The organism is Enterobacter cloacae complex sp. 394I7, assembly GCF_057320345.1.
On record NZ_JBXWCR010000013.1, the window covers coordinates 18,577 to 39,426 of the forward strand.

The following is a 20,850-nucleotide window of genomic DNA, read 5'->3' on the forward strand; positions in this document are numbered from 1 at the left end:
ACATTAAGTTCGAGTATCACCCCGAGTTTAAGAACCCACACCATTATGAATCTTACCGAATTAAAGAATACGCCGGTTTCTGAGCTGATCACTCTCGGCGAAAATATGGGGCTGGAAAACCAGGCTCGTATGCGCAAGCAGGACATCATTTTCGCCATCCTGAAGCAGCACGCTAAGAGTGGCGAAGATATCTTTGGCGACGGTGTGCTGGAGATATTGCAAGACGGATTTGGTTTCCTCCGCTCTGCAGACAGCTCCTACCTCGCCGGCCCTGACGACATCTACGTATCCCCTAGCCAAATCCGCCGTTTCAACCTCCGCACTGGTGACACCATTTCAGGTAAGATTCGTCCTCCAAAAGAGGGTGAACGCTACTTTGCGCTGTTGAAAGTGAATGAAGTTAACTTCGACAAACCGGAAAACTCCCGTAATAAGATCCTGTTTGAGAACTTAACGCCGCTGCACGCGAACTCTCGCCTGCGCATGGAGCGTGGTAACGGCTCAACTGAAGATTTAACCGCTCGCGTCCTGGATCTGGCATCGCCAATCGGTCGTGGACAGCGTGGTCTGATCGTCGCACCGCCAAAAGCGGGTAAAACCATGCTGCTGCAGAATATCGCGCAGAGCATCGCTTATAACCATCCAGACTGCGTACTGATGGTACTGCTGATTGACGAACGTCCGGAAGAAGTGACCGAGATGCAGCGTCTGGTTAAAGGTGAAGTGGTTGCTTCTACCTTTGACGAACCCGCATCTCGCCACGTTCAGGTTGCGGAAATGGTTATCGAGAAGGCGAAACGCCTGGTTGAACACAAGAAAGACGTTATCATCCTGCTCGACTCCATCACCCGTCTGGCGCGTGCCTACAACACCGTCGTTCCAGCTTCCGGTAAAGTGCTGACGGGGGGTGTGGACGCTAACGCCCTGCATCGTCCAAAACGCTTCTTCGGTGCGGCACGTAACGTGGAAGAGGGCGGCAGCCTGACCATCATCGCTACGGCGCTGATCGATACGGGTTCCAAAATGGACGAAGTTATTTACGAAGAGTTTAAAGGTACAGGTAACATGGAACTGCACCTCTCTCGTAAAATTGCTGAGAAACGCGTCTTCCCGGCTATCGACTACAACCGTTCCGGTACCCGTAAAGAAGAGCTGCTCACCACCCAGGAAGAGCTGCAGAAAATGTGGATCCTGCGCAAAATCATCCATCCAATGGGTGAAATCGACGCAATGGAGTTCCTCATTAACAAACTGGCGATGACCAAAACTAACGACGATTTCTTCGATATGATGAAACGCTCGTAACGCAAATAAAGCCAGCAAGCGCCACGTTTTTACGTGGCGTTTTTCTTTTATGGCTTATACGCTATTAATGCAGACTCCCATTTCAGACCAGTCAGTGCGACAATAAGACTGTTTGTGCAGTTAACGAAATAATTGATTGAAAAATATACAAAGGGAGTTGTAAGAAGCCTTCTTTATTACTTCTGAGGCAGGGGCTTCATGGTTATACTTCCGGGACTAACTTTTGTTGAGAGCAATCCATTGTGAATCTACTCACCGCCGTTACTGAGCTAATCAGTATTTTTTTATTCACAACCTGTTTTTTGTTCATCGCGCGTAAGGTGGCCAAAAGAATAGGGTTGGTGGATAAGCCTAATTTTCGTAAACGTCATCAGGGACTTATTCCTCTGGTTGGAGGGATTTCTGTTTACGCTGGTATCTGTTTCACGTTTGGTATTGCGGATTATTATATTCCACACGCCGCCCTCTACCTTGCCTGCGCCGGTGTCCTGGTGTTAGTCGGGGCGCTGGATGATCGGTTCGATATCGCGGTAAAAATTCGCGCCACCGTCCAGGCCGCCATTGGCGTTATCATGATGGTCGTTGGTGGGCTATATCTGAGAAGCCTCGGTTATGTGTTCGGACCCTGGGAGTTAGTACTGGGGCCCTTTGGCTTCTTCCTGACACTGTTTGCCGTCTGGGCGGCGATAAATGCTTTCAACATGGTGGATGGTATTGACGGCCTGCTCGGTGGATTGTCGTCGGTTTCGTTTGCCGCAATCGGCATCATTTTATGGTTCGATGGTCAGTACAGCCTGTCGATGTGGTGTTTTGCCATGATTGCCGCCATTCTGCCTTATATCCTCTTAAATCTCGGTGCGCTCGGTCGTCGCTATAAAGTGTTTATGGGTGATGCGGGCAGTACGCTGATCGGCTTTACCGTTATCTGGATTTTGCTGGAGACTACTCAGGGTAAAACCCACCCGATTAGCCCGGTAACAGCGCTGTGGATTATTGCCATTCCGCTAATGGATATGGTGGCGATTATGTATCGTCGTCTGCGTAAAGGAATGAGTCCTTTCTCTCCCGATCGCCAGCATATTCACCATCTCATCATGCGTGCCGGTTTTACTTCACGTCAGGCGTTTGTGCTGATTACCCTGGCTGCCGCTATTCTGGCCGCAATTGGGGTGGCTGCGGAATATGCTCATTTCATCCCTGAATGGGTCATGTTGGTATTATTCTTGCTAGCGTTTTTCCTGTACGGCTACTGCATTAAGCGCGCATGGAAAGTGGCGCGGTTTATTAAACGTCTTAAACGCAGGATGCGTCGCAACAGTGGCAACAATACAACATTAACTAAGTAAAACCGGGACTATGATGACTCAACCGTTGGCGGGAGCGAAATCAGTGGTAACTGAGAATGAGCTGGATATTCGGGGTTTGTTTCGCGTGTTGTGGGCAGGCAAACTTTGGATTGCGGGGATCGCGCTGGGGTTTGCATTGTTAGCGCTGGCCTACACCTTCTTTGCAAAACAAGAGTGGAGCGCTACGGCAATCACAGATAAACCAACGGTTAATATGCTCGGGGGGTTCTATTCCCAGCAGCAGTTCCTGCGTAACCTGGACATCAAAGCCAATCTGGCCACCCCTGATCAGGCTTCCGTCATGGATGAGGCCTATAAAGAGTTTGTGATGCAGCTGGCTTCCTGGGATACGCGCCGTGATTTCTGGAGCCAGACGGATTATTACAAGCAACGGATGGTGGGCAACAGTAAAGCCGATGCCGCGCTGCTGGATGACATGATTAACAACATTCAGTTTATGCCGGGAGATGCGCTGCGTAACGTCAACGACAGCGTCAAGCTGATTGCCGAAACCGCGCCGGATGCCAATAACCTGTTGCGCCAGTACGTTGCCTTTGCCAGCCAGCGTGCGGCAAGCCACCTGAATGAAGAGCTGAAAGGTGCCTGGGCTGCCCGTACTATCCAGATGAAAGCGCAGGTTAAACGTCAGGAAGAGGTGGCTAGAGCCATCTTCGCCCGCCGTGTACACAATATTGAGCAGGCGCTAAAAATTGCCGAACAGCACAATATTTCCCGCACTGAGACGGACGTGCCGGCAGATGAACTGCCTGATTCAGAAATGTTCCTTCTCGGGCGCCCAATGCTGCAGGCTCGACTGGAAAACCTCCAGGCCGTTGGCCCTGATTTTGACCTCGACTACGATCAAAACCGCGCGATGCTGAACACCCTGAATGTCGGTCCAACAATGGACCCGCGTTTTCAGACCTATCGTTATTTGCGAACGCCTGAAGAACCTGTAAAACGCGATAGTCCGCGCCGCGCATTCCTGATGATCATGTGGGGGATTGTGGGTGCACTGACTGGCGCAGGCGTGGCGTTAACGCGTCGTCGCACTAACTAAGAACGCCGTCTACGATGAAGGCTGCAGCCTTCATCGTTTAATCGAAGAGAATCGATGTGAAAGTACTTACCGTATTTGGCACCAGGCCGGAGGCCATTAAGATGGCACCTCTGGTTCATGCGCTGGCCAGTGATCCTGATATTGAAGCGAAAGTGTGCGTCACTGCCCAACACCGTGAGATGCTCGATCAGGTCTTAACTCTCTTTTCTATCGTCCCGGATTACGATCTCAATATTATGAAACCGGGGCAGGGGTTAACGGAGATAACCTGCCGTATTCTGCAAGAGCTCAAGCCGATTCTGGAGTCCTTCAAACCTGACGTGGTTCTGGTGCATGGCGATACCACCACCACGGTGGCAACCAGCCTGGCTGCGTTTTACCAGCGAATTCCTGTCGGCCACGTTGAGGCGGGTCTGCGTACCGGCAACCTTTATTCGCCGTGGCCCGAAGAGGCCAACCGCACGCTCACCGGCCATCTGGCGATGTACCATTTTGCGCCCACCGAAAATTCACGACAGAACCTGTTGCGTGAAAATATTGCCGACAACAAAATCTTTGTCACCGGGAATACGGTGATTGATGCCCTGATTTGGGTTCGTGACCGCGTGCTGTCAAACAACGATCTTCAGAAAGAACTCGCCGCACGCTACCCCTTCCTGAACAATGGCAAAAAAACCATTCTGGTCACCGGCCACCGTCGCGAGAGCTTTGGACGCGGCTTTGAGCAAATCTGTCATGCCCTGGCGGAAATCGCCGCGCAGAATCAGGATGTGCAGATTGTCTACCCGGTGCACCTTAATCCTAACGTCAGCGAGCCGGTCAACCGTATCCTTGGGCATATAGAAAACGTCCTGCTGATTGAACCGCAGGACTATTTGCCGTTTGTCTGGCTGATGAACCACGCCTGGCTGATCCTGACCGATTCCGGTGGTATTCAGGAAGAGGCGCCGTCTCTCGGCAAGCCTGTGCTGGTCATGCGTGAAACGACTGAACGCCCAGAAGCGGTGAAAGCGGGCACGGTACGTCTGGTCGGCACCAATGCACAGCTGATCGTCGAAGAGGTGACGCGCCTGCTGCACGACGACGAAGAGTATCAGGCGATGAGCCGGGCCCATAACCCGTATGGCGATGGGCAGGCTTGTGGCCGTATTTTGCATGCACTTAAACACAATCAGGTATCGCTATGAGTTTTACTACCATCTCTGTCATTGGTCTCGGCTACATTGGCTTGCCCACAGCGGCAGCGTTTGCCTCCCGCCAAAAACAGGTTGTGGGCGTGGATATCAACGTGCATGCGGTGGAAACCATTAACCGTGGCGAAATTCATATCGTGGAGCCCGATCTCGGTCGCGTGGTGAAAGAGGCGGTTGATGGCGGTTTCCTGCGTGCCAGCACGACGCCGGTCGAGGCGGATGCATATCTTATTGCGGTGCCAACCCCCTTTAAAGGCGACCATGAGCCCGACATGGCTTACGTCGAAGCGGCGGCAAAATCGATTGCACCGGTCCTGAAAAAAGGGGCTCTGATGATCCTGGAGTCCACTTCGCCCGTCGGTGCTACCGAACAGATGGCGCAGTGGCTGGCGCAAGCCCGACCTGACTTACGCTTCCCGCAGCAGGCGGGCGAGGAGGCTGATATCAATATTGCTTACTGCCCTGAGCGCGTGCTGCCAGGTCAGGTGATGGTAGAGCTGATTAAAAACGATCGCGTGATCGGCGGCATGACGCCAGTCTGTTCTGCACGCGCCAGCGCGCTTTACAAGATTTTCCTTGAAGGCGAGTGCGTGGTGACCAACTCCCGCACCGCCGAAATGTGCAAGCTCACGGAAAACAGTTTCCGGGACGTGAATATCGCCTTCGCGAATGAACTGTCGCTGATTTGCGCCGATCAGGGGATTAACGTCTGGGAGTTGATTAGCCTGGCGAATCGCCATCCGCGCGTGAATATCCTCCAGCCTGGCCCGGGCGTGGGCGGTCACTGTATCGCTGTCGACCCGTGGTTTATTGTGGCGCAAAACCCGGCGCAGGCCCGCCTGATCCGCACCGCGCGTGAAGTGAATGACAGCAAGCCACACTGGGTGCTCAGTCAGGTGAAAGCCACCGTAGCGGACTGTCTGGCTGAGAGCGGCAAACGCGCCAGTGAGCTGAAAATTGCCTGCTTTGGTCTGGCATTCAAACCGAATATTGACGACTTACGCGAAAGCCCGGCGATGGAGATTGCAGAGATGATCGCTGGCTGGCACACCGGCGAAACGCTGGTGGTTGAACCTAATATTCATGAACTGCCGGCAAAACTGGCGGGCCACTGTACGTTGACCGCGCTGGATGAGGCGCTGGCGACGGCGGATGTGCTGGTGCTGCTGGTGGATCATAAAGAATTTAAAGCGACGTCCGGTGATGCCGTACGCCAACAGTACGTGGTTGATACGAAAGGTGTCTGGCGTTGAGCCACCTGAAGGGGGTTCTCGAGTCCCTTGAGTGGGAGAGTGCCTTTTTTGGTCTGCCATCAGCCATCGTGCGCCTGCGCGACGATGCGCCGGTTCTGACTGACGCCGACTTCACCGCCTGGCCGCGGGTGCAGGCCCGGATCCCCGCAGACCGTGCCGACCTGCTCGATGCGCTCCAGCAACAAGGTTTTCAGCTGGTTGAAGGCGAGGTTGATCTGTCCCTTACGCTCGCCCGCCATGATTCGCCCGGTGCGGAAGTGGCAACGGAGCAGGATATCCCTGCGCTGCGTCAGATGGCGGCGCAGGCGTTTGCCCGGAGCCGTTTTCGCGCACCGTGGTATGCACCGGACGACAGTGGGCGTTTCTACGCCCAGTGGGTTGAGAACGCGGTAAAAGGCACCTTTGACCATGTGTGCCTGGTGTTTCGCACTGCAGACGGCCAGATTGAGGGATTTGTCTCGCTTCGTAAGCTCAACGCGAACGAGGGGCGTATTGGTTTATTAGCCGGGCGCGGCATGGGCGAAAAACTCATGCAGGCGGCGCTTCACTGGGCGCAGCAGCAACAGCTTTTGACTCTGCGGGTGGCAACCCAGATGGGCAACACCGCCGCGCTTAAACGTTATATCGCGAGTGGTGCCAACATCGACGCCACCGCTTACTGGTTATACAGGTGACAAGATGATTCCATTTAACGCACCACCCGTCGTGGGCACCGAACTCGACTATATGCAGTCTGCTATGGGCAGCGGCAAACTCTGTGGTGACGGTGGTTTTACCCGTCGCTGCCAGCAGTGGATGGAGCAGCGGTTTCACAGCGCTAAAGTCCTGCTGACCCCGTCCTGTACCGCATCGCTGGAAATGGCGGCGTTGCTGCTGGATATCCAGCCGGGCGATGAAGTGATCATGCCGAGCTATACCTTCGTTTCTACGGCGAATGCCTTTGTCCTGCGTGGTGCGAAAATCGTCTTTGTGGATATTCGCCCGGATACCATGAACATTGATGAGACGCTGATTGAAGCGGCAATCACGGACAAAACGCGCGCGATTGTGCCGGTTCACTACGCGGGTGTGGCGTGTGAGATGGACACCATCATGGCGATCGCCAAAAAACATGACCTGTTCGTGGTTGAAGATGCCGCTCAGGGCGTGATGTCGACCTATAAAGGGCGAGCGCTGGGAACGATCGGCCATATCGGCTGCTTTAGCTTCCACGAAACCAAAAACTATACCGCCGGTGGCGAAGGTGGTGCGACGCTGATTAACGACCGTGCGCTGGTCGAGCGCGCGGAAGTGATCCGTGAAAAAGGCACCAACCGCAGCCAGTTCTTCCGGGGGCAGGTAGACAAATATACCTGGCGCGATATTGGCTCAAGCTATCTGATGGCCGATCTGCAGGCGGCATACCTGTGGGCGCAGCTGGAGGCAGCGGACCGCATTAATCTTCAGCGCTTGTCCCTGTGGCAAACTTATTACGACGCGCTGCAACCGCTGGCCCAAGCCGGGCGAATTGAGCTGCCGACCCTTCCGGCTGATTGCGTCCATAATGCCCATATGTTCTATATCAAACTGCGCGATAACGACGATCGCAGCAAGTTGATTGCCTGGCTAAAAGAAGCCGAAATTCTGGCGGTGTTCCACTATATCCCGCTGCATTCCAGCCCGGCAGGAGAGGCATTTGGGGTATTCGCGGGTGAAGATCGCTACACCACGAAAGAAAGTGAGCGTTTGCTTCGTTTGCCACTGTTCTACAACCTCGCGCCTGTTAACCAGCGTACGGTGATTAACACCCTTCTGAGTTATTTCGGCTGATATGTCTCTGGCAAAAGCATCGGTGTGGACCGCCGCGTCCACACTTGTCAAAATTGGCGCCGGGCTACTGGTCGTCAAGCTGCTGGCCGTCTCATTCGGCCCTTCAGGCGTCGGGCTGGCAGGCAATTTCCGTCAGCTTGTGACCGTCCTTGGGGTACTGGCCGGCGCAGGGATTTTCAACGGCGTCACGAAATACGTTGCGCAGTACCATGATGATGCGGCCCAGCTTCGCCGTGTTGTCGGTACATCCTCGGCGATGGTCACCGGCTTTTCGACCCTGATGGCGGTTATTTTCCTGCTGGCAGCGGCACCCATAAGCCAGGGGTTATTTGGTCACACCCATTATCAGGGGCTGGTTCGTCTGGTCGCGCTGGTTCAGCTGGGCATTGCCTGGGCTAATCTGCTGCTGGCGCTGATGAAAGGCTTTCGTGATGCGGCCGGGAACGCACTGGCGTTAATCCTCGGCAGCATCATCGGCGTGATTGCCTACTATTTTTGTTATCGGCTGGGCGGCTATGAAGGCGCGTTGCTGGGGCTGGCGCTGGTACCGGCATTAGTGGTCGTTCCGGCGGCGTTCATGCTAATGCGTCGGGGCACCATTCCGTTGAGTTACCTGAAACCTCAATGGGACAAGGTGCTGGCAAGCCAGCTGGGAAAATTTACCCTGATGGCGCTCATCACCTCCGTCACGCTCCCCGTCGCCTATGTGATGATGCGAAACCTGCTGGCGGCGCATTACAGCTGGGACGAAGTTGGGATTTGGCAAGGGGTGAGCAGTATTTCCGATGCCTACCTCCAATTTATAACGGCTTCCTTTAGCGTCTATTTGCTGCCAACCTTATCGCGCCTGACCTCCAGGCAGGATATCACGCGCGAAATTTCCCGCTCACTGCGGTTTGTCCTTCCCGCCGTTGCGGCAGCCAGTTTAACCGTATGGCTATTGCGCGATGTCGCCATCTGGCTGCTCTTCTCCGCGAAGTTTACCGCCATGCGCGATCTGTTTGCCTGGCAACTGGTGGGCGATGTACTGAAAGTGGGGGCTTACGTTTTTGGTTATCTGGTGATTGCGAAAGCCTCGCTACGGTTGTATATCCTGGCGGAAATCAGCCAGTTTGCATTACTGACCGCATTCTCACACTGGTTGATCCCGGCACACGGTGCGCTGGGGGCAGCTCAGGCCTATATGGCAACCTATATCGTTTATTTCGCTGCCTGTTGCGGCGTATTTTTACTTTGGCGTAAACGCGCATGACTGCACTGATTCACATACTGGGATCGGATATCCCACACCATAACCAGACCGTGTTACGGTTCTTCAATGATGAACTGGCATCGGGGGATCCCGACGCTCGTGAGTTTATGGTTGCCGGTCAGGATAATGGCCTGAGCGTGGCGTGTCCGGCGCTGACTCTCTCTTTCTGGCCGGACAAGGCTGCGCTGGCGAAGGCGGTTGTTGCCAAAGCCAAAGCGGATCGTGAGCAACGTTTCTTTTTCCATGGGCAGTTTAATACCGGCCTGTGGCTGGCGCTCCTGAGCGGGGGGATCAAACCTTCGCAGTGCAGCTGGCATATCTGGGGAGCCGATCTCTACGAAGTCTCCAGCGGCTGGAAATTCCGTCTTTTCTACCCGTTGCGGCGCATGGCGCAGGGGCGTGTGGGATGCGTTTTCGCGACCCGTGGCGATCTCAATTATTTTGCTAAACGCCACCCTGACGTACGCGGTGAGCTACTCTATTTCCCGACCCGAATGAACCCGGCGCTGAACAACATGGCGAATGATACGCCGCGCGAGGGTAAACTGACGATTCTGGTGGGTAATTCAGGCGATCGCAGCAATGAACATCTTGCCGCGCTCAGGGCGGTACATCAGCAGTTTGGCGACACCGTCAATGTGATTGTGCCGATGGGGTATCCGGCCAATAACGATGCCTATATCAATGAGGTCCGCCAGCAGGCACTCGCGTTATTTAGCGCCGCGAATGTGCACATTCTCCACGATAAGCTGGGATTTGATGAGTATCTTGCGCTGCTGCGTCGGTGCGATCTGGGCTATTTCATCTTTGCGCGTCAGCAAGGAATTGGCACGCTGTGTCTGCTGATTCAGGCGGGTGTGCCCTGCGTACTCAATCGCGAAAACCCGTTCTGGCAGGACATGGCGGAGCAGCATCTGCCGGTGCTGTTTACTTCCGATGTGCTTAACGAAGAGGTGGTCCGCGAAGCGCAGAGACAACTGGCGCTGGTGGACAAAAGTGCCATCGACTTCTTTAGCCCGAACTACCTCACGCCGTGGCACCGCGCGCTGCGTATCGCTGCAGGAGACAAATCATGAGCCAGTTGCAATTCAGCGGCTTACTGATCGTTTGGCTTCTGAGCACTTTATTCATCGCCACGCTCACCTGGTTCGAGTTTCGCCGGGTGCGTTTTAACTTTAACGTCTTCTTCTCGTTACTGTTTCTTCTGACCTTCTTTTTCGGATTCCCGCTGACCAGCATTCTGGTCTTCCGGTTTGACGTGAGCGTTGCCCCACCCGAGATCCTGCTCCAGGCGATCCTGGCAGCGACCTGCTTCTACGCCGTCTATTACGCCACCTATAAAACGCGCCTGCGTTCAGCGCAATCCACCGCGCCGCGCCGGGCGCTCTTCACCATGAACCGGGTGGAGACGCACCTGACGTGGGTGATGCTGATGACGATCGCGCTGGTAAGCGTGGGTATCTTCTTCATGCACAATGGTTTTCTACTGTTCAAGCTCCAGTCCTACAGCCAGATTTTTTCTGCCGAAGTGTCGGGCGTGGCGCTTAAGCGCTTCTTCTACTTCTTCATTCCGGCGATGCTGGTGATCTTTTTCCTGCGTCAGGACAGCAAAGCCTGGCTGTTTTTCCTGGTGAGTACCGTCGCCTTCGGTTTCCTGACCTACATGATTGTGGGAGGGACGCGTGCAAACATCATCATCGCTTTCGCAATCTTCCTGTTTATCGGCATCATCCGCGGGTGGATCTCTTTATGGATGCTGGTGGCTGCTGGGGTGTTTGGCATTGTTGGTATGTTCTGGCTTGCCCTGAAGCGCTACGGGCTCAACGTAGCCGGTGACGAGGCGTTTTACACATTCCTCTATCTCACGCGCGACACCTTCTCGCCGTGGGAAAACCTGGCGTTGTTGCTGCAAAACTACGACAAAATCGATTTCCAGGGCCTTGCGCCTATTGTGCGCGACTTTTATGTCTTTATCCCAACCTGGCTGTGGCCAGACCGCCCCGGCGTCGTACTCAACACGGCAAACTATTTTACCTGGGAAGTGCTGAACAACCACTCAGGCCTTGCGATCTCACCTACGTTGATTGGCTCGCTGGTGGTGATGGGGGGAAGCTGGTTTATCCTGCCGGGGGCGGTGGTGGTGGGGCTGATCATCAAGTGGTTTGACTGGCTCTACGTGCGCGGCAATGAAGAAACAAACCGCTATAAGGCGGCTATTTTGCACAGTTTCTGCTTTGGTGCCATTTTCAATATGATCGTTCTGGCGCGTGAAGGGCTGGATTCATTCGTGTCGCGCGTAGTTTTCTTCATGGTCGTTTTTGGCATCTGCCTGTTACTGGCCAAACTGTTGTACTGGCTGTTTGACAGTGCAGGGCTTGTGCATAAGCGCGAGCCGCAGGGCAGCACAACGCTGTCGCAAGTGTGAGTAGGGAAAGTCATGACGGATAAAACTTCTGCACCGCGCTATACGCTGCGCGGTCTGCAGCTTATTGGCTGGCGCGATATGCAACACGCGCTGGATTTTCTGTTCGCTGGTGGTCAGATGAAATCCGGTACGCTGGTCGCCATCAATGCGGAAAAGATGCTGGCGGTGGAAGACAACGTCGAAGTGAGAAGCCTGATAGAAGCGGCTGAATTTAAATATGCCGACGGTATCAGCGTGGTGCGTTCAATCCGCAAAAAGTATCCTGGCGCTAATGTATCTCGCGTGGCAGGGGCCGATCTCTGGGAGCAACTGATGGCACGCGCAGGGGCGGAAGGCACGCCGGTATTCCTGATTGGCGGTAAGCCGGAGGTACTGGCGCAGACCGAAGCGAAATTGCGCAGTCAATGGAATGTTAACATCGTGGGCAGCCAGGATGGCTACTTCAAACCAGAGGCCCGGCAGGCGCTGTTTGAACGCGTTCGCGACAGTGGAGCGAAAATCATCACCGTGGCGATGGGCTCCCCACGCCAGGAGATCCTGATGCGTGACTGCCGTCAGGTGTGTCCGGATGCCCTTTATATGGGCGTTGGCGGAACGTATGACGTCTTTACCGGCCATGTTAAGCGTGCGCCCAAAGTCTGGCAAAACCTGGGGCTGGAGTGGCTGTACCGCCTGCTATCTCAGCCGACGCGGATTACACGACAGATCCGTCTGCTTCGCTACCTTACCTGGCACTACACCGGGAAAATGTAATCAAAATGTAGCGCGATATGCTGTTCGCGCTGCAACTCCCCTGCAAAACTGCTGCGAATCTGTGCAATGCATTCATTTTTTTTATGCATCGTTTGCCATTTGCCGCATTTTAAGAAACCATTCGCCCCGTATTTTAGTACCCCTAAAAAACAATACCCGGCCTTAAGTCGGGAAACAGCAAACACAATCGAGGATCTATGGCAGAGAAAAAACCGGAGCTACAGCGTGGGCTGGAGGCTCGTCATATTGAACTGATAGCGCTGGGCGGCACTATCGGCGTGGGCCTGTTTATGGGCTCCGCAAGCACGCTCAAATGGGCAGGACCTTCGGTCTTGCTGGCTTATATCATTGCGGGATTGTTCGTTTTCTTCATCATGCGTTCGATGGGCGAAATGCTCTTCATGGAGCCCGTCACGGGTTCCTTCGCCGTTTACGCGCACCGATATATGAGCCCGTTCTTTGGCTACCTGACGGCCTGGTCATACTGGTTTATGTGGATGGCGGTTGGCATCTCTGAAATCACGGCGATAGGGGTCTATGTACAGTTCTGGTTCCCGGACATGGTCCAGTGGATACCGGCGCTGATTGCCGTGGGGCTGGTGGCACTGGCAAACCTTGCTGCCGTTCGTCTTTATGGTGAAATCGAATTCTGGTTTGCGATGATCAAAGTCACCACCATCATCGTGATGATTGTGGTCGGGCTGGGCGTTATCTTCTTCGGCTTTGGCAACGGCGGGCACGCCATTGGCTTTGGTAACCTGACCGAAAACGGCGGCTTCTTTGCGGGCGGCTGGAAGGGCTTCCTGACGGCACTGTGTATCGTTGTGGCCTCTTATCAGGGGGTCGAGCTTATCGGTATTACCGCGGGTGAAGCGAAAAACCCGCAGGTTACGCTGCGAAGCGCCGTAGGCAAGGTGCTGTGGCGTATCCTGATTTTCTATGTGGGGGCGATCTTCGTTATCGTAACCATCTTCCCGTGGAATGAAATTGGCACGACCGGTAGCCCGTTTGTCTTGACCTTCGCGAAGATTGGCATCACGGCGGCAGCAGGCATCATTAACTTTGTGGTTCTGACGGCGGCGTTGTCAGGTTGCAACAGCGGGATGTACAGCTGCGGACGTATGCTCTACGCGCTGTCCAGAAACAATCAGCTGCCAGCGGCAATGGCGAAAGTTTCGCGTGCGGGCGTACCGGTTGCGGGTGTGGCGGTGTCGATTGTGATCCTGCTGATTGGCTCCTGCCTGAACTACATCATCCCGAATCCGCAGCGCGTGTTCGTTTATGTCTACAGCGCCAGCGTGCTGCCAGGCATGGTGCCCTGGTTTGTTATCCTGATTAGCCAGCTGCGTTTCCGTCAGGCACATAAAAAGGCCATCGCCAGCCATCCGTTCCGTTCCATTCTGTTCCCGTACGCCAACTATTTGACGATGGCGTTCCTGGTTTGCGTATTAATTGGAATGTACTTTAATGAAGATACGCGCATGTCGCTGTTTGTCGGGATGATCTTCCTGGCGGCGGTGACCGCGGCGTATAAGCTTTTTGGTCTGGGCCGCCGCGCTACCTCGCAGAAAGTGGAGGAATAAGCGGCAAAATGTGCAAACCATAACCAAACGCGCATTTTTTTCAAAAAAGCACTAGACAGCGGGGTCGGAGGTACGTAATATCCAGCCCCGCAACGGCGCTAAGCGCCCGTAGCTCAGCTGGATAGAGCGCTGCCCTCCGGAGGCAGAGGTCTCAGGTTCGAATCCTGTCGGGCGCGCCATTTTAGTCCCGGCGCTAGAGCTGCGGTGGTCTGAGAAGTAGTCAGTACCGCGTGAAAGAATACAGTGGTGGCTATAGCTCAGTTGGTAGAGCCCTGGATTGTGATTCCAGTTGTCGTGGGTTCGAATCCCATTAGCCACCCCATTATTGAAAGAGTTGTGAATTGCGAAGGTGGCGGAATTGGTAGACGCGCTAGCTTCAGGTGTTAGTGTTCTTACGGACGTGGGGGTTCAAGTCCCCCCCCTCGCACCACGACTTTTTAATGAATTGAACTAAAAATTCAAAAAGCAGTACATCGGCGAGTAGCGCAGCTTGGTAGCGCAACTGGTTTGGGACCAGTGGGTCGGAGGTTCGAATCCTCTCTCGCCGACCAATTTTGAACCCCGCTTCGGCGGGGTTTTTTGTTTTCTGCGCCTTTCTTTCCTCTGTAGTGATTCCACGACAACAGCCGGCTTCCTTGTCGCGATTCAGCGACACATAACACATTGAAAGTAAAAGATATAATAATTTGGCGGCTTTCGTGTCTCCTCCAGACGACATTTCGTCGTGTTTATCAGCAGGTTGTAGGGTCTAAGATACCGCTCAACAACATAATTTCCTTTTATCTTAAAATGTTGCGCGATGTAAAAGTTCTGCGTGTCAAGTTGGCACGTTACGTGCAATAATATACGTGTAGATGCTCATTCCATCTCTTATGTTCGCCTTAGTGCCTCATAAACTCAGGAATGACGCAGAGCCATTTACGGTGCTTATCGTCCACTGACAGATGTCGCTTCGGCCTCATCAGACACCATGGGCATAACGTTGAGTGAAGCACCAAATATGTTGTCTTACAGACCTGTTTTAACGCCTGCGTTTATAGCAGGCGTTTTTTTATGCCTTATTCCCGGTAAACGTACATGATCAGGGCGACCAGAATCAGAGCGGCTGACGAAACGCTGTAAAGCGCCTGTATGGAGCCAAACCCTGCCGCCGCCATCGCGGCAATACCGGTGAAAAGCGAGGCACTGAGCGTTTGCCAGCGCCAGGCTTTACTGCTGGCCGAAGCCATGTGCGTGGTTTGAAAACTGCTGAGTACGGCAAATGTGCCAGCCGCAAAGAGAACATTTGAGGCCAGGTGTGCGACAAAAATCATCCCCAGCGCGCATGCCATCCACCCTGACAACAGCGGGAGCATCCCATACGCAGCAAGGAAGATGCCGAGACACAGTAAAATCCGTGGCGTGCGTGCTGCAAAACGCGTCAGGCTGTCTCTTTTTAGCAGCAGGGGACCGCAAAGTTGTCCCATGCTTCTTGCAAAAAGCAGTGGCAAAGCAAGGCTGGCTGCATCCTGAGGATGGATCTGCTGTGCCATTGCCGGAAGAAGCGCCATGGCCGGTGAACCGACGGCGGCCAGCGCAGGCAAAATCAGCAAACTGCGTTTCTGCCGGATGGTCAACATCTGCCAGCGTAAAGCCGCAGGCGCTTTCTCTTCAGTGGGGACTGCCAGTGTGGGCGCTAAAAATACACGACCTGCCAGCCAGAGCATGAACAGCGATCCGAGAAAGCTGGTGGCATCAATGGCCAGCAAGGCGAGGATGGCGATCTTCTGGAAAAGTACCATCCCCAGTCCGGTGCCTAACAAAACCTGAGCGGCAAAAATCACATTCTCGAGGCAGGTTGCGGCAGGCAGTTCTGCTTCTCTGAGTCCGCGTTTAAAGAGCAGCGTCAGCGCAGGCCAGCTCATCCCGTTGAGCAGTGCTTCGGTGGACTGCACGGCCAGTAACGCAGGGATACTGTGATAGTGCACGCCGAGCAGGGGAAAGAGCAGGGCCAGTAAGCCAAGCCCCTCGGTGAGTATCAACAGGGGTATCGGAGAATAGCGTACACACAGCTTTTCACTGATGAGGCTGCCGATAAAGCCAGGTAGCGTGGCGAAAAGAAAGGCGAGGGTAAGCAGCGCGGGCGGGGCGGACCATGCTAACAGTAAGCCGAAGACCACCACCTGGGTTACGCCATTTCCCAGTGATGTAAAGATAAAGGCACAGGCCAGCAGGCGCAGCCAGCGGTGGCAGCGCAGCGCTTCAATAAGCGCGTACAAAAGGGTGTTCATGACGATTTCCTTTCAAAAACGATTCAGTCCACGCGGCACTCGTCGCGTGTATGGAAAAAAGTTAATGAAAAGACGTCGTTACATTGGCGGGTTCGTTTTAGATGATGTGGTAAAGAATGTAGCAGGCGAAGGGGAATAAAAAAAGGAGGCCGTCTGGCCTCCTTGTTATTTATTGCTGGCTGCCATTATTTTGCAGCGTTAATAACAGCCCATCGCGGCGCATGGCGGCAGCCTCTTCCGGCTTGTGCTGCTTATCCAGCGAATCGGCAAGCCACGCGTAGTCAAACGCGTCCGGACGCTGTTTCAGCGCTGCACGGAAGGCGAGACTCGCTTCCTGCCATTCACCGTGCTTCATCAGCGACTGGCCCAGCGTACTCCACAGCAGTGGACGGTCGCCGACGGCTTTAATCTGCTGACGCAGCATTTTTTCAATTTGCTCAGGGTTATTGGTTTTCAGACGCGGGATCACCATAACCAGGCGATCGTCATACTGTCGCTTCAGTCCGTCGAGGAGGATCTCCTGCGCCGTGTCATGATCGTCACATTCAATCAGATGTTCTGCCATCGCAACCTGCAACGGAACCTGCTGACGCGTTTTCCGGCTCTGATTCTTCCACCAGGTTTTCAGGCCATCGCTGCCGAGATCGGCACGCGCCTGATCCATCAGGCCAATCCATGCCAGACGCTGAAGTTCATCACGATGTTCATCATCACCGACGTCGGCTTTGGCCATCGACGGAATGATATCCAGCAGTGAACCCCAGGCACCGGTGCGAATATAGGCCTGCTCGGCAAGACGCAGCACTTCCGGGTGGCGTGGCGAGACTTCCAGCAGACGGTCGATACCGTGACGTGCGGCGTGGTTTTCGTTGCGGGCCAGCTGCAGTCGAACGCGGGTGATCTCAACGGGAATCGGGTCTTTCGGAGATAGTTCTGACGCGCGTTCCAGATGCTGGTTGGCGCGGGCTTCGTCACCCCGCTGTTGCGCTGCCTCGGCGGCCAGCAGATAGTTCACCACCGGCTGTTCGGCATGGTCAGCATTTTTCGACATCAGCTTTTCAACCTGCTGATAGTCACCCTCGGCCAGCTTAAGCAGTGCCTGCTCAGTCTGCTTACGGGCGCGGCGGCGTTTACGGCCAACGAACCAGCCACGCGTATGCGCACCGGTACGGAAAATTCGGCGCAGGATCCACTCAACCGCAAGGAGCACCACCACACCGAGGATCAGGATGATCACCAGACCCGTTACGCTGGTTTCAATGTTGTAGTTATCGGTCTGGATCAGGACGTAACCCTGATGACCAGCAAGCATCGGCCCCAGGACGATCCCGGCGATCAGCAGGATGAAGAGTAAGAGTACTTTAAGCATCATTACTCTCCTTGTGGCGCGCTTTCAGGCGCTGGCGCGGCGGCAGGGGCCTGGGCGTGAGGTTCTGCCGGAACGCCCGGCTGCGCCAGCAGGTTGCGCACGCGCGTCTGCATCAGTTTCTCCAGAATCGGCTGGCTTTCCAGCTTGTCCGGCACGTTCATGGTGATGTTCTGCTGGCTCAGTTTATCAATGTCATCGAGGAAAGCCGTGGTCGTGGCATCATCGGTATTGTAGTAAGCACGTACCCATGTCGAGACGTTATCAAGCGCCTGTTTGTAGGTTTCTTCCTGATGACGCGGTACGGCTTGGGCCGCCACCAGCAGGCGGGAGCGAATGTTTTCGCGCAGATAAATGTCCTGATTCGGCGCTAACAGCGGAACGGCGGTTTCGTCACGGCGGCGGATAGTAATGAAGCTATCCATAAAGTTCTGCCAGCTTTTTTGCAGGTTCACGCGCCATTCGCTCAGGGAGCTGGAAAGCTCGGTGCCGTCAGAATCCATCGGGGAGTCATCGTCGTTGTTATCCGCCAGCTGCAGGTTATCAATCTGGTTTGAAAGCTGATTGACCTTCAGGATGATGCCATCGTAGTCCACCTGCGAAACGGCAGAGAGGCTGGCGATATCTTCGGTAATGGCACGACGCGCGGTAATGAGGCTCGGATCGTTCATGTCTGCCAGGCTCGCATCAGCGCTTTTCAGCAGCGCGGCGGCGGTGGTGACGTCCTGATCGCTCCAGAGCTTACGTCCGGCCAGCTTCACCAGGAAATCGGCCTGCGAGAGCAGCCAGGTTTTGGCATCGGTACCGGAAATCGTGGCGACTTTCTGCTGCACGTCGTCCAGCTGTTTGGTCAGCTCTTCCTGTTTGCTGTTCGCCTCAGCGAGCGCCGCGGACTGCTGTTTAATCACCGTTTCCAGTTCAGTTTTCTGCGTCTCCTGCGCTTTTTGCAGGGCGGTAAGCTGATTGACCAGCGTGTCGTTGGTCGCCGTCTGGCTGGAACCTTGCTGTTTCACCAGGCCATAGAGGCCAACGCCTGCGGCCAGCGCAATGGCGATGGCTATCGCGCTCAGCGCGAGGCTGGTTTTATTGCTGCCGTTCTTCTTCTCAACGGTTTTCTCAGTCGTTTCTGACTGCGGCGTGATGTCCACAGTCTCCCTGGTCTCTTCAACCACGGCGGAGGATTTATCGTGTTCCGTCATTATGGCTTCCCATTATGAGAGTTATTGTAATGCGCGCAGCAGCGCATCGTTGTCAGCGTTATCAGCGATCCGAATATCTTGCCAGCCCAGTTCCCGGGCCTGGTTCGCCAGACGCTCACTGACGACCAGAAGCCGGCAGTGGAGTAACCAGTTTTCACGATACCAAAGGGGCACCAGCGACCAGAGCTGCTGCAGCATTTCACCGCTGGTCACCACCAGGGTCGTAATGCCGCGCATATGCCAGCGCATCGCCTCTTCCGCACCATCGTAATGTTTTGCACAACGCTGATAGCATTCGCAGAACGTGACCTCAGCCCCGCGTTCCCGCAGCGTTTCACCCAACAGTTCGCGCCCGCCGTTACCGCGTAAAATGAGTGCACGCTTTCCGGCAATAGTTTGTAATTCAGGTAATTGTAGCAAGACTTCGCTGATTTCCCGATCTAACGGGTAACGAACGTCTGTTCCGCTTACGGTATGCAACGCCAGTGCCGTTGTACGACCAATCGCAAAATAGTGAGGGGCGGTTGGCCAGTTAAGCCCCTGCTGTTGTAGCTGCGCCTGGGCAAATTCCACCGCATGTTGCGACAGCGCAAACAGCAAGTCGCCCTGCTGGAGGGTATTCATATGGTCGGCAAGCGCGGACAGCTCCCGACCGGGGGAGAATTCAATGAGCGGAAAACTCCAGGCCACCTGCCCCAGTGCGCGCAGACGGCTCACTAATTGCTCTCCTGCGGGAGAAGGGCGGGTGACAAGAATACTCATGCAGGGGGTTCTCCATTATAAACTTCAGCCAGGATCTCACGGGCGCCGTTATCCAGCAGCTCTTCTGCCAGCGACACGCCAAGCTGTTCGGCATCTTGCGCTTTACCGCGACGTTCGCCGCGGACCATCTGTGAACCGTCCGGTGCGCCAACCAGCGCTCGCAGCCACAGTTCACCGTTAATTAATTCAGCATAGCTGCCAATCGGCACCTGACACCCTCCTTCGAGGCGGGTGTTCATGGCGCGCTCGGCGTTAACGCGGATAGCGGTCTCATCATGGTTCAGCGGGGCAAGCAGCGCGCGGGTACGCTCATCATCCAGACGGCATTCAATGCCGACGGCACCCTGACCCACGGCCGGCAGCGACAGCTCAGGCGGCAACGCGACGCGAATGCGCGACGTCAGCCCCAGGCGCTTCAGACCCGCAACCGCGAGGATAATGGCATCGTAATCGCCGTTATCCAGCTTGCTCAGACGCGTACCAACGTTACCGCGCAGCGAACGAATGATCAGGTCCGGACGACGTTCTGCCAGCTGACACTGACGACGTAAACTGGACGTGCCAACCACGCTGCCTTCTGGCAACGCATCGAGCGAATCATAGTGATTGGAGACAAACGCATCGCGCGGATCTTCACGCTCGCAAATGGTCACCAGCCCCAGCCCTTCCGGGAACTCGACGGGCACATCTTTCATCGAATGTACGGCGATATCGGCGCGGTTCTCAAGCAATGCCAGTTCCAGTTCTTTGACAAACAGGCCCTTGCCGCCCACTTTAGCCAGTGGCGTATCAAGGATCACGTCACCGCGCGTGACCATCGGCACCAGCTCTACGCACAATCCACTGTGGCAGGCTTCAAGGCGCTGCTTAACATAATGTGCCTGCCAGAGCGCAAGAGGGCTTTGGCGTGTGGCAATTCTCAAAACATTGTCTAACATGCTTGTTACCGTCATTATCAATCGCTAACCATCCTAACATTGTTGACTGTGGGATGGCAGTTTTACGGTGATGAAGAAGAGAGGGACAGGGCGGGGTTCTCGTCAGCCACAGCCGTATTAAGGAATTTACACGTACAGAACGGTGCTACACTGTATGTAGCGCATCTTTCTTTACGGTCAACCGGCAAGGTGTTAAATTGATCACGTTTTAGACCATTTTTTCGTCGGTACCACCATAATGATAAGGGCGAAAAAAGGTAACGGTTCTCTTTTTGTAATACTGCGGGTCCGCTGTTATTTCTGTTTTGAATAGCGTGCGACACCCGGAAACATCAG

At 54.7% G+C, this 20,850-nt stretch carries 17 protein-coding genes and 4 tRNA genes; 16 read left to right on the top strand and 5 right to left on the bottom strand.

What is annotated here, in order from left to right; translation table 11 throughout:
• Nucleotides 1–45 precede the first annotated feature (45 nt).
• From rho to AC2FAP_RS23210, 16 genes are all read left to right on the top strand, one after another.
• Nucleotides 46–1,305: a transcription termination factor Rho gene (gene rho / locus AC2FAP_RS23135; protein WP_008501566.1), complete on the top strand. Its 1,260-nt coding sequence runs from the start codon at nucleotides 46–48 to the stop codon at nucleotides 1,303–1,305.
• A 242-nt stretch (nucleotides 1,306–1,547) separates the two neighbouring features.
• A complete protein-coding gene (gene wecA / locus AC2FAP_RS23140) occupies nucleotides 1,548–2,651 on the top strand; it encodes a UDP-N-acetylglucosamine--undecaprenyl-phosphate N-acetylglucosaminephosphotransferase (RefSeq protein ID WP_014172155.1) in 1,104 nt (367 codons plus the stop codon).
• Nucleotides 2,652–2,664: 13 nt separating this feature from the next.
• Nucleotides 2,665–3,711: an ECA polysaccharide chain length modulation protein gene (gene wzzE / locus AC2FAP_RS23145; RefSeq protein WP_047356045.1), complete on the top strand. Its 1,047-nt coding sequence runs from the start codon at nucleotides 2,665–2,667 to the stop codon at nucleotides 3,709–3,711.
• 56 nt (nucleotides 3,712–3,767) lie between these two features.
• Nucleotides 3,768–4,898, top strand: a complete 1,131-nt coding sequence (gene wecB / locus AC2FAP_RS23150; protein WP_449541877.1) for a non-hydrolyzing UDP-N-acetylglucosamine 2-epimerase — start codon at nucleotides 3,768–3,770, stop codon at nucleotides 4,896–4,898.
• The gene (gene wecC / locus AC2FAP_RS23155) at nucleotides 4,895–6,157 is read left to right on the top strand and encodes a UDP-N-acetyl-D-mannosamine dehydrogenase (RefSeq protein ID WP_449541876.1); all 1,263 of its coding nucleotides are present in this window, start codon (nucleotides 4,895–4,897) and stop codon (nucleotides 6,155–6,157) included. The genes wecB and wecC overlap by 4 nt, the downstream gene beginning before the upstream one ends.
• Nucleotides 6,154–6,831, top strand: coding sequence for a dTDP-4-amino-4,6-dideoxy-D-galactose acyltransferase (gene rffC, locus AC2FAP_RS23160; protein ID WP_014172151.1), 678 nt, complete (start codon nucleotides 6,154–6,156; stop codon nucleotides 6,829–6,831). Before wecC ends, rffC begins: the two co-directional genes overlap by 4 nt.
• A 4-nt stretch (nucleotides 6,832–6,835) precedes the next feature.
• On the top strand, nucleotides 6,836–7,966 hold the full coding sequence (rffA, locus tag AC2FAP_RS23165) for a dTDP-4-amino-4,6-dideoxygalactose transaminase (protein WP_020882890.1): 1,131 nt from the start codon (nucleotides 6,836–6,838) through the stop codon (nucleotides 7,964–7,966).
• Nucleotide 7,967: 1 nt separating this feature from the next.
• A complete protein-coding gene (gene wzxE, locus AC2FAP_RS23170) occupies nucleotides 7,968–9,218 on the top strand; it encodes a lipid III flippase WzxE (RefSeq protein WP_449541875.1) in 1,251 nt (416 codons plus the stop codon).
• A complete protein-coding gene (locus tag AC2FAP_RS23175; protein WP_410389173.1) occupies nucleotides 9,215–10,294 on the top strand; it encodes a TDP-N-acetylfucosamine:lipid II N-acetylfucosaminyltransferase in 1,080 nt (359 codons plus the stop codon). The genes wzxE and AC2FAP_RS23175 overlap by 4 nt, the downstream gene beginning before the upstream one ends.
• Nucleotides 10,291–11,643, top strand: a complete 1,353-nt coding sequence (wzyE, locus tag AC2FAP_RS23180; RefSeq protein WP_020882888.1) for an ECA oligosaccharide polymerase — start codon at nucleotides 10,291–10,293, stop codon at nucleotides 11,641–11,643. The genes AC2FAP_RS23175 and wzyE overlap by 4 nt, the downstream gene beginning before the upstream one ends.
• 12 nt (nucleotides 11,644–11,655) lie before the next feature.
• Nucleotides 11,656–12,396 (top strand): lipopolysaccharide N-acetylmannosaminouronosyltransferase, encoded by a 741-nt coding sequence (gene wecG, locus AC2FAP_RS23185; RefSeq protein WP_138614747.1) that lies wholly within the window; start codon nucleotides 11,656–11,658, stop codon nucleotides 12,394–12,396.
• A 197-nt stretch (nucleotides 12,397–12,593) separates the two neighbouring features.
• Complete coding sequence (thrP, locus tag AC2FAP_RS23190) at nucleotides 12,594–13,979, top strand: bifunctional threonine/serine APC transporter ThrP (protein WP_014172144.1); 1,386 nt, start codon at nucleotides 12,594–12,596, stop codon at nucleotides 13,977–13,979.
• 102 nt (nucleotides 13,980–14,081) lie between these two features.
• A tRNA-Arg gene (locus tag AC2FAP_RS23195) sits at nucleotides 14,082–14,158 on the top strand.
• Nucleotides 14,159–14,225: 67 nt separating this feature from the next.
• A tRNA-His gene (locus tag AC2FAP_RS23200) sits at nucleotides 14,226–14,301 on the top strand.
• A 21-nt stretch (nucleotides 14,302–14,322) separates the two neighbouring features.
• A tRNA-Leu gene (locus tag AC2FAP_RS23205) sits at nucleotides 14,323–14,409 on the top strand.
• 44 nt (nucleotides 14,410–14,453) lie between these two features.
• Nucleotides 14,454–14,530, top strand: a tRNA-Pro gene (locus AC2FAP_RS23210).
• Between the two features lie 507 nt (nucleotides 14,531–15,037).
• Here AC2FAP_RS23210 and AC2FAP_RS23215 read toward each other — a convergent pair.
• The 5 genes from AC2FAP_RS23215 to hemC all read right to left on the bottom strand — a co-directional run bounded on the left by AC2FAP_RS23215 (nucleotide 15,038) and on the right by hemC (nucleotide 20,514).
• Nucleotides 15,038–16,249, bottom strand: coding sequence for an MFS transporter (locus tag AC2FAP_RS23215; protein WP_449541874.1), 1,212 nt, complete (start codon nucleotides 16,247–16,249; stop codon nucleotides 15,038–15,040).
• A 169-nt stretch (nucleotides 16,250–16,418) separates the two neighbouring features.
• Nucleotides 16,419–17,618, bottom strand: coding sequence for a protoheme IX biogenesis protein HemY (gene hemY / locus AC2FAP_RS23220; RefSeq protein ID WP_032680089.1), 1,200 nt, complete (start codon nucleotides 17,616–17,618; stop codon nucleotides 16,419–16,421).
• Nucleotides 17,619–17,620: 2 nt separating this feature from the next.
• Nucleotides 17,621–18,814, bottom strand: coding sequence for a uroporphyrinogen-III C-methyltransferase (hemX, locus tag AC2FAP_RS23225; RefSeq protein ID WP_014172141.1), 1,194 nt, complete (start codon nucleotides 18,812–18,814; stop codon nucleotides 17,621–17,623).
• A gap of 21 nt (nucleotides 18,815–18,835) precedes the next feature.
• Nucleotides 18,836–19,576: a uroporphyrinogen-III synthase gene (hemD, locus tag AC2FAP_RS23230; protein ID WP_014172140.1), complete on the bottom strand. Its 741-nt coding sequence runs from the start codon at nucleotides 19,574–19,576 to the stop codon at nucleotides 18,836–18,838.
• Nucleotides 19,573–20,514, bottom strand: a complete 942-nt coding sequence (hemC, locus tag AC2FAP_RS23235; protein WP_032669623.1) for a hydroxymethylbilane synthase — start codon at nucleotides 20,512–20,514, stop codon at nucleotides 19,573–19,575. The genes hemD and hemC overlap by 4 nt, the downstream gene beginning before the upstream one ends.
• Between the last annotated feature and the right edge of the window lie 336 nt (nucleotides 20,515–20,850).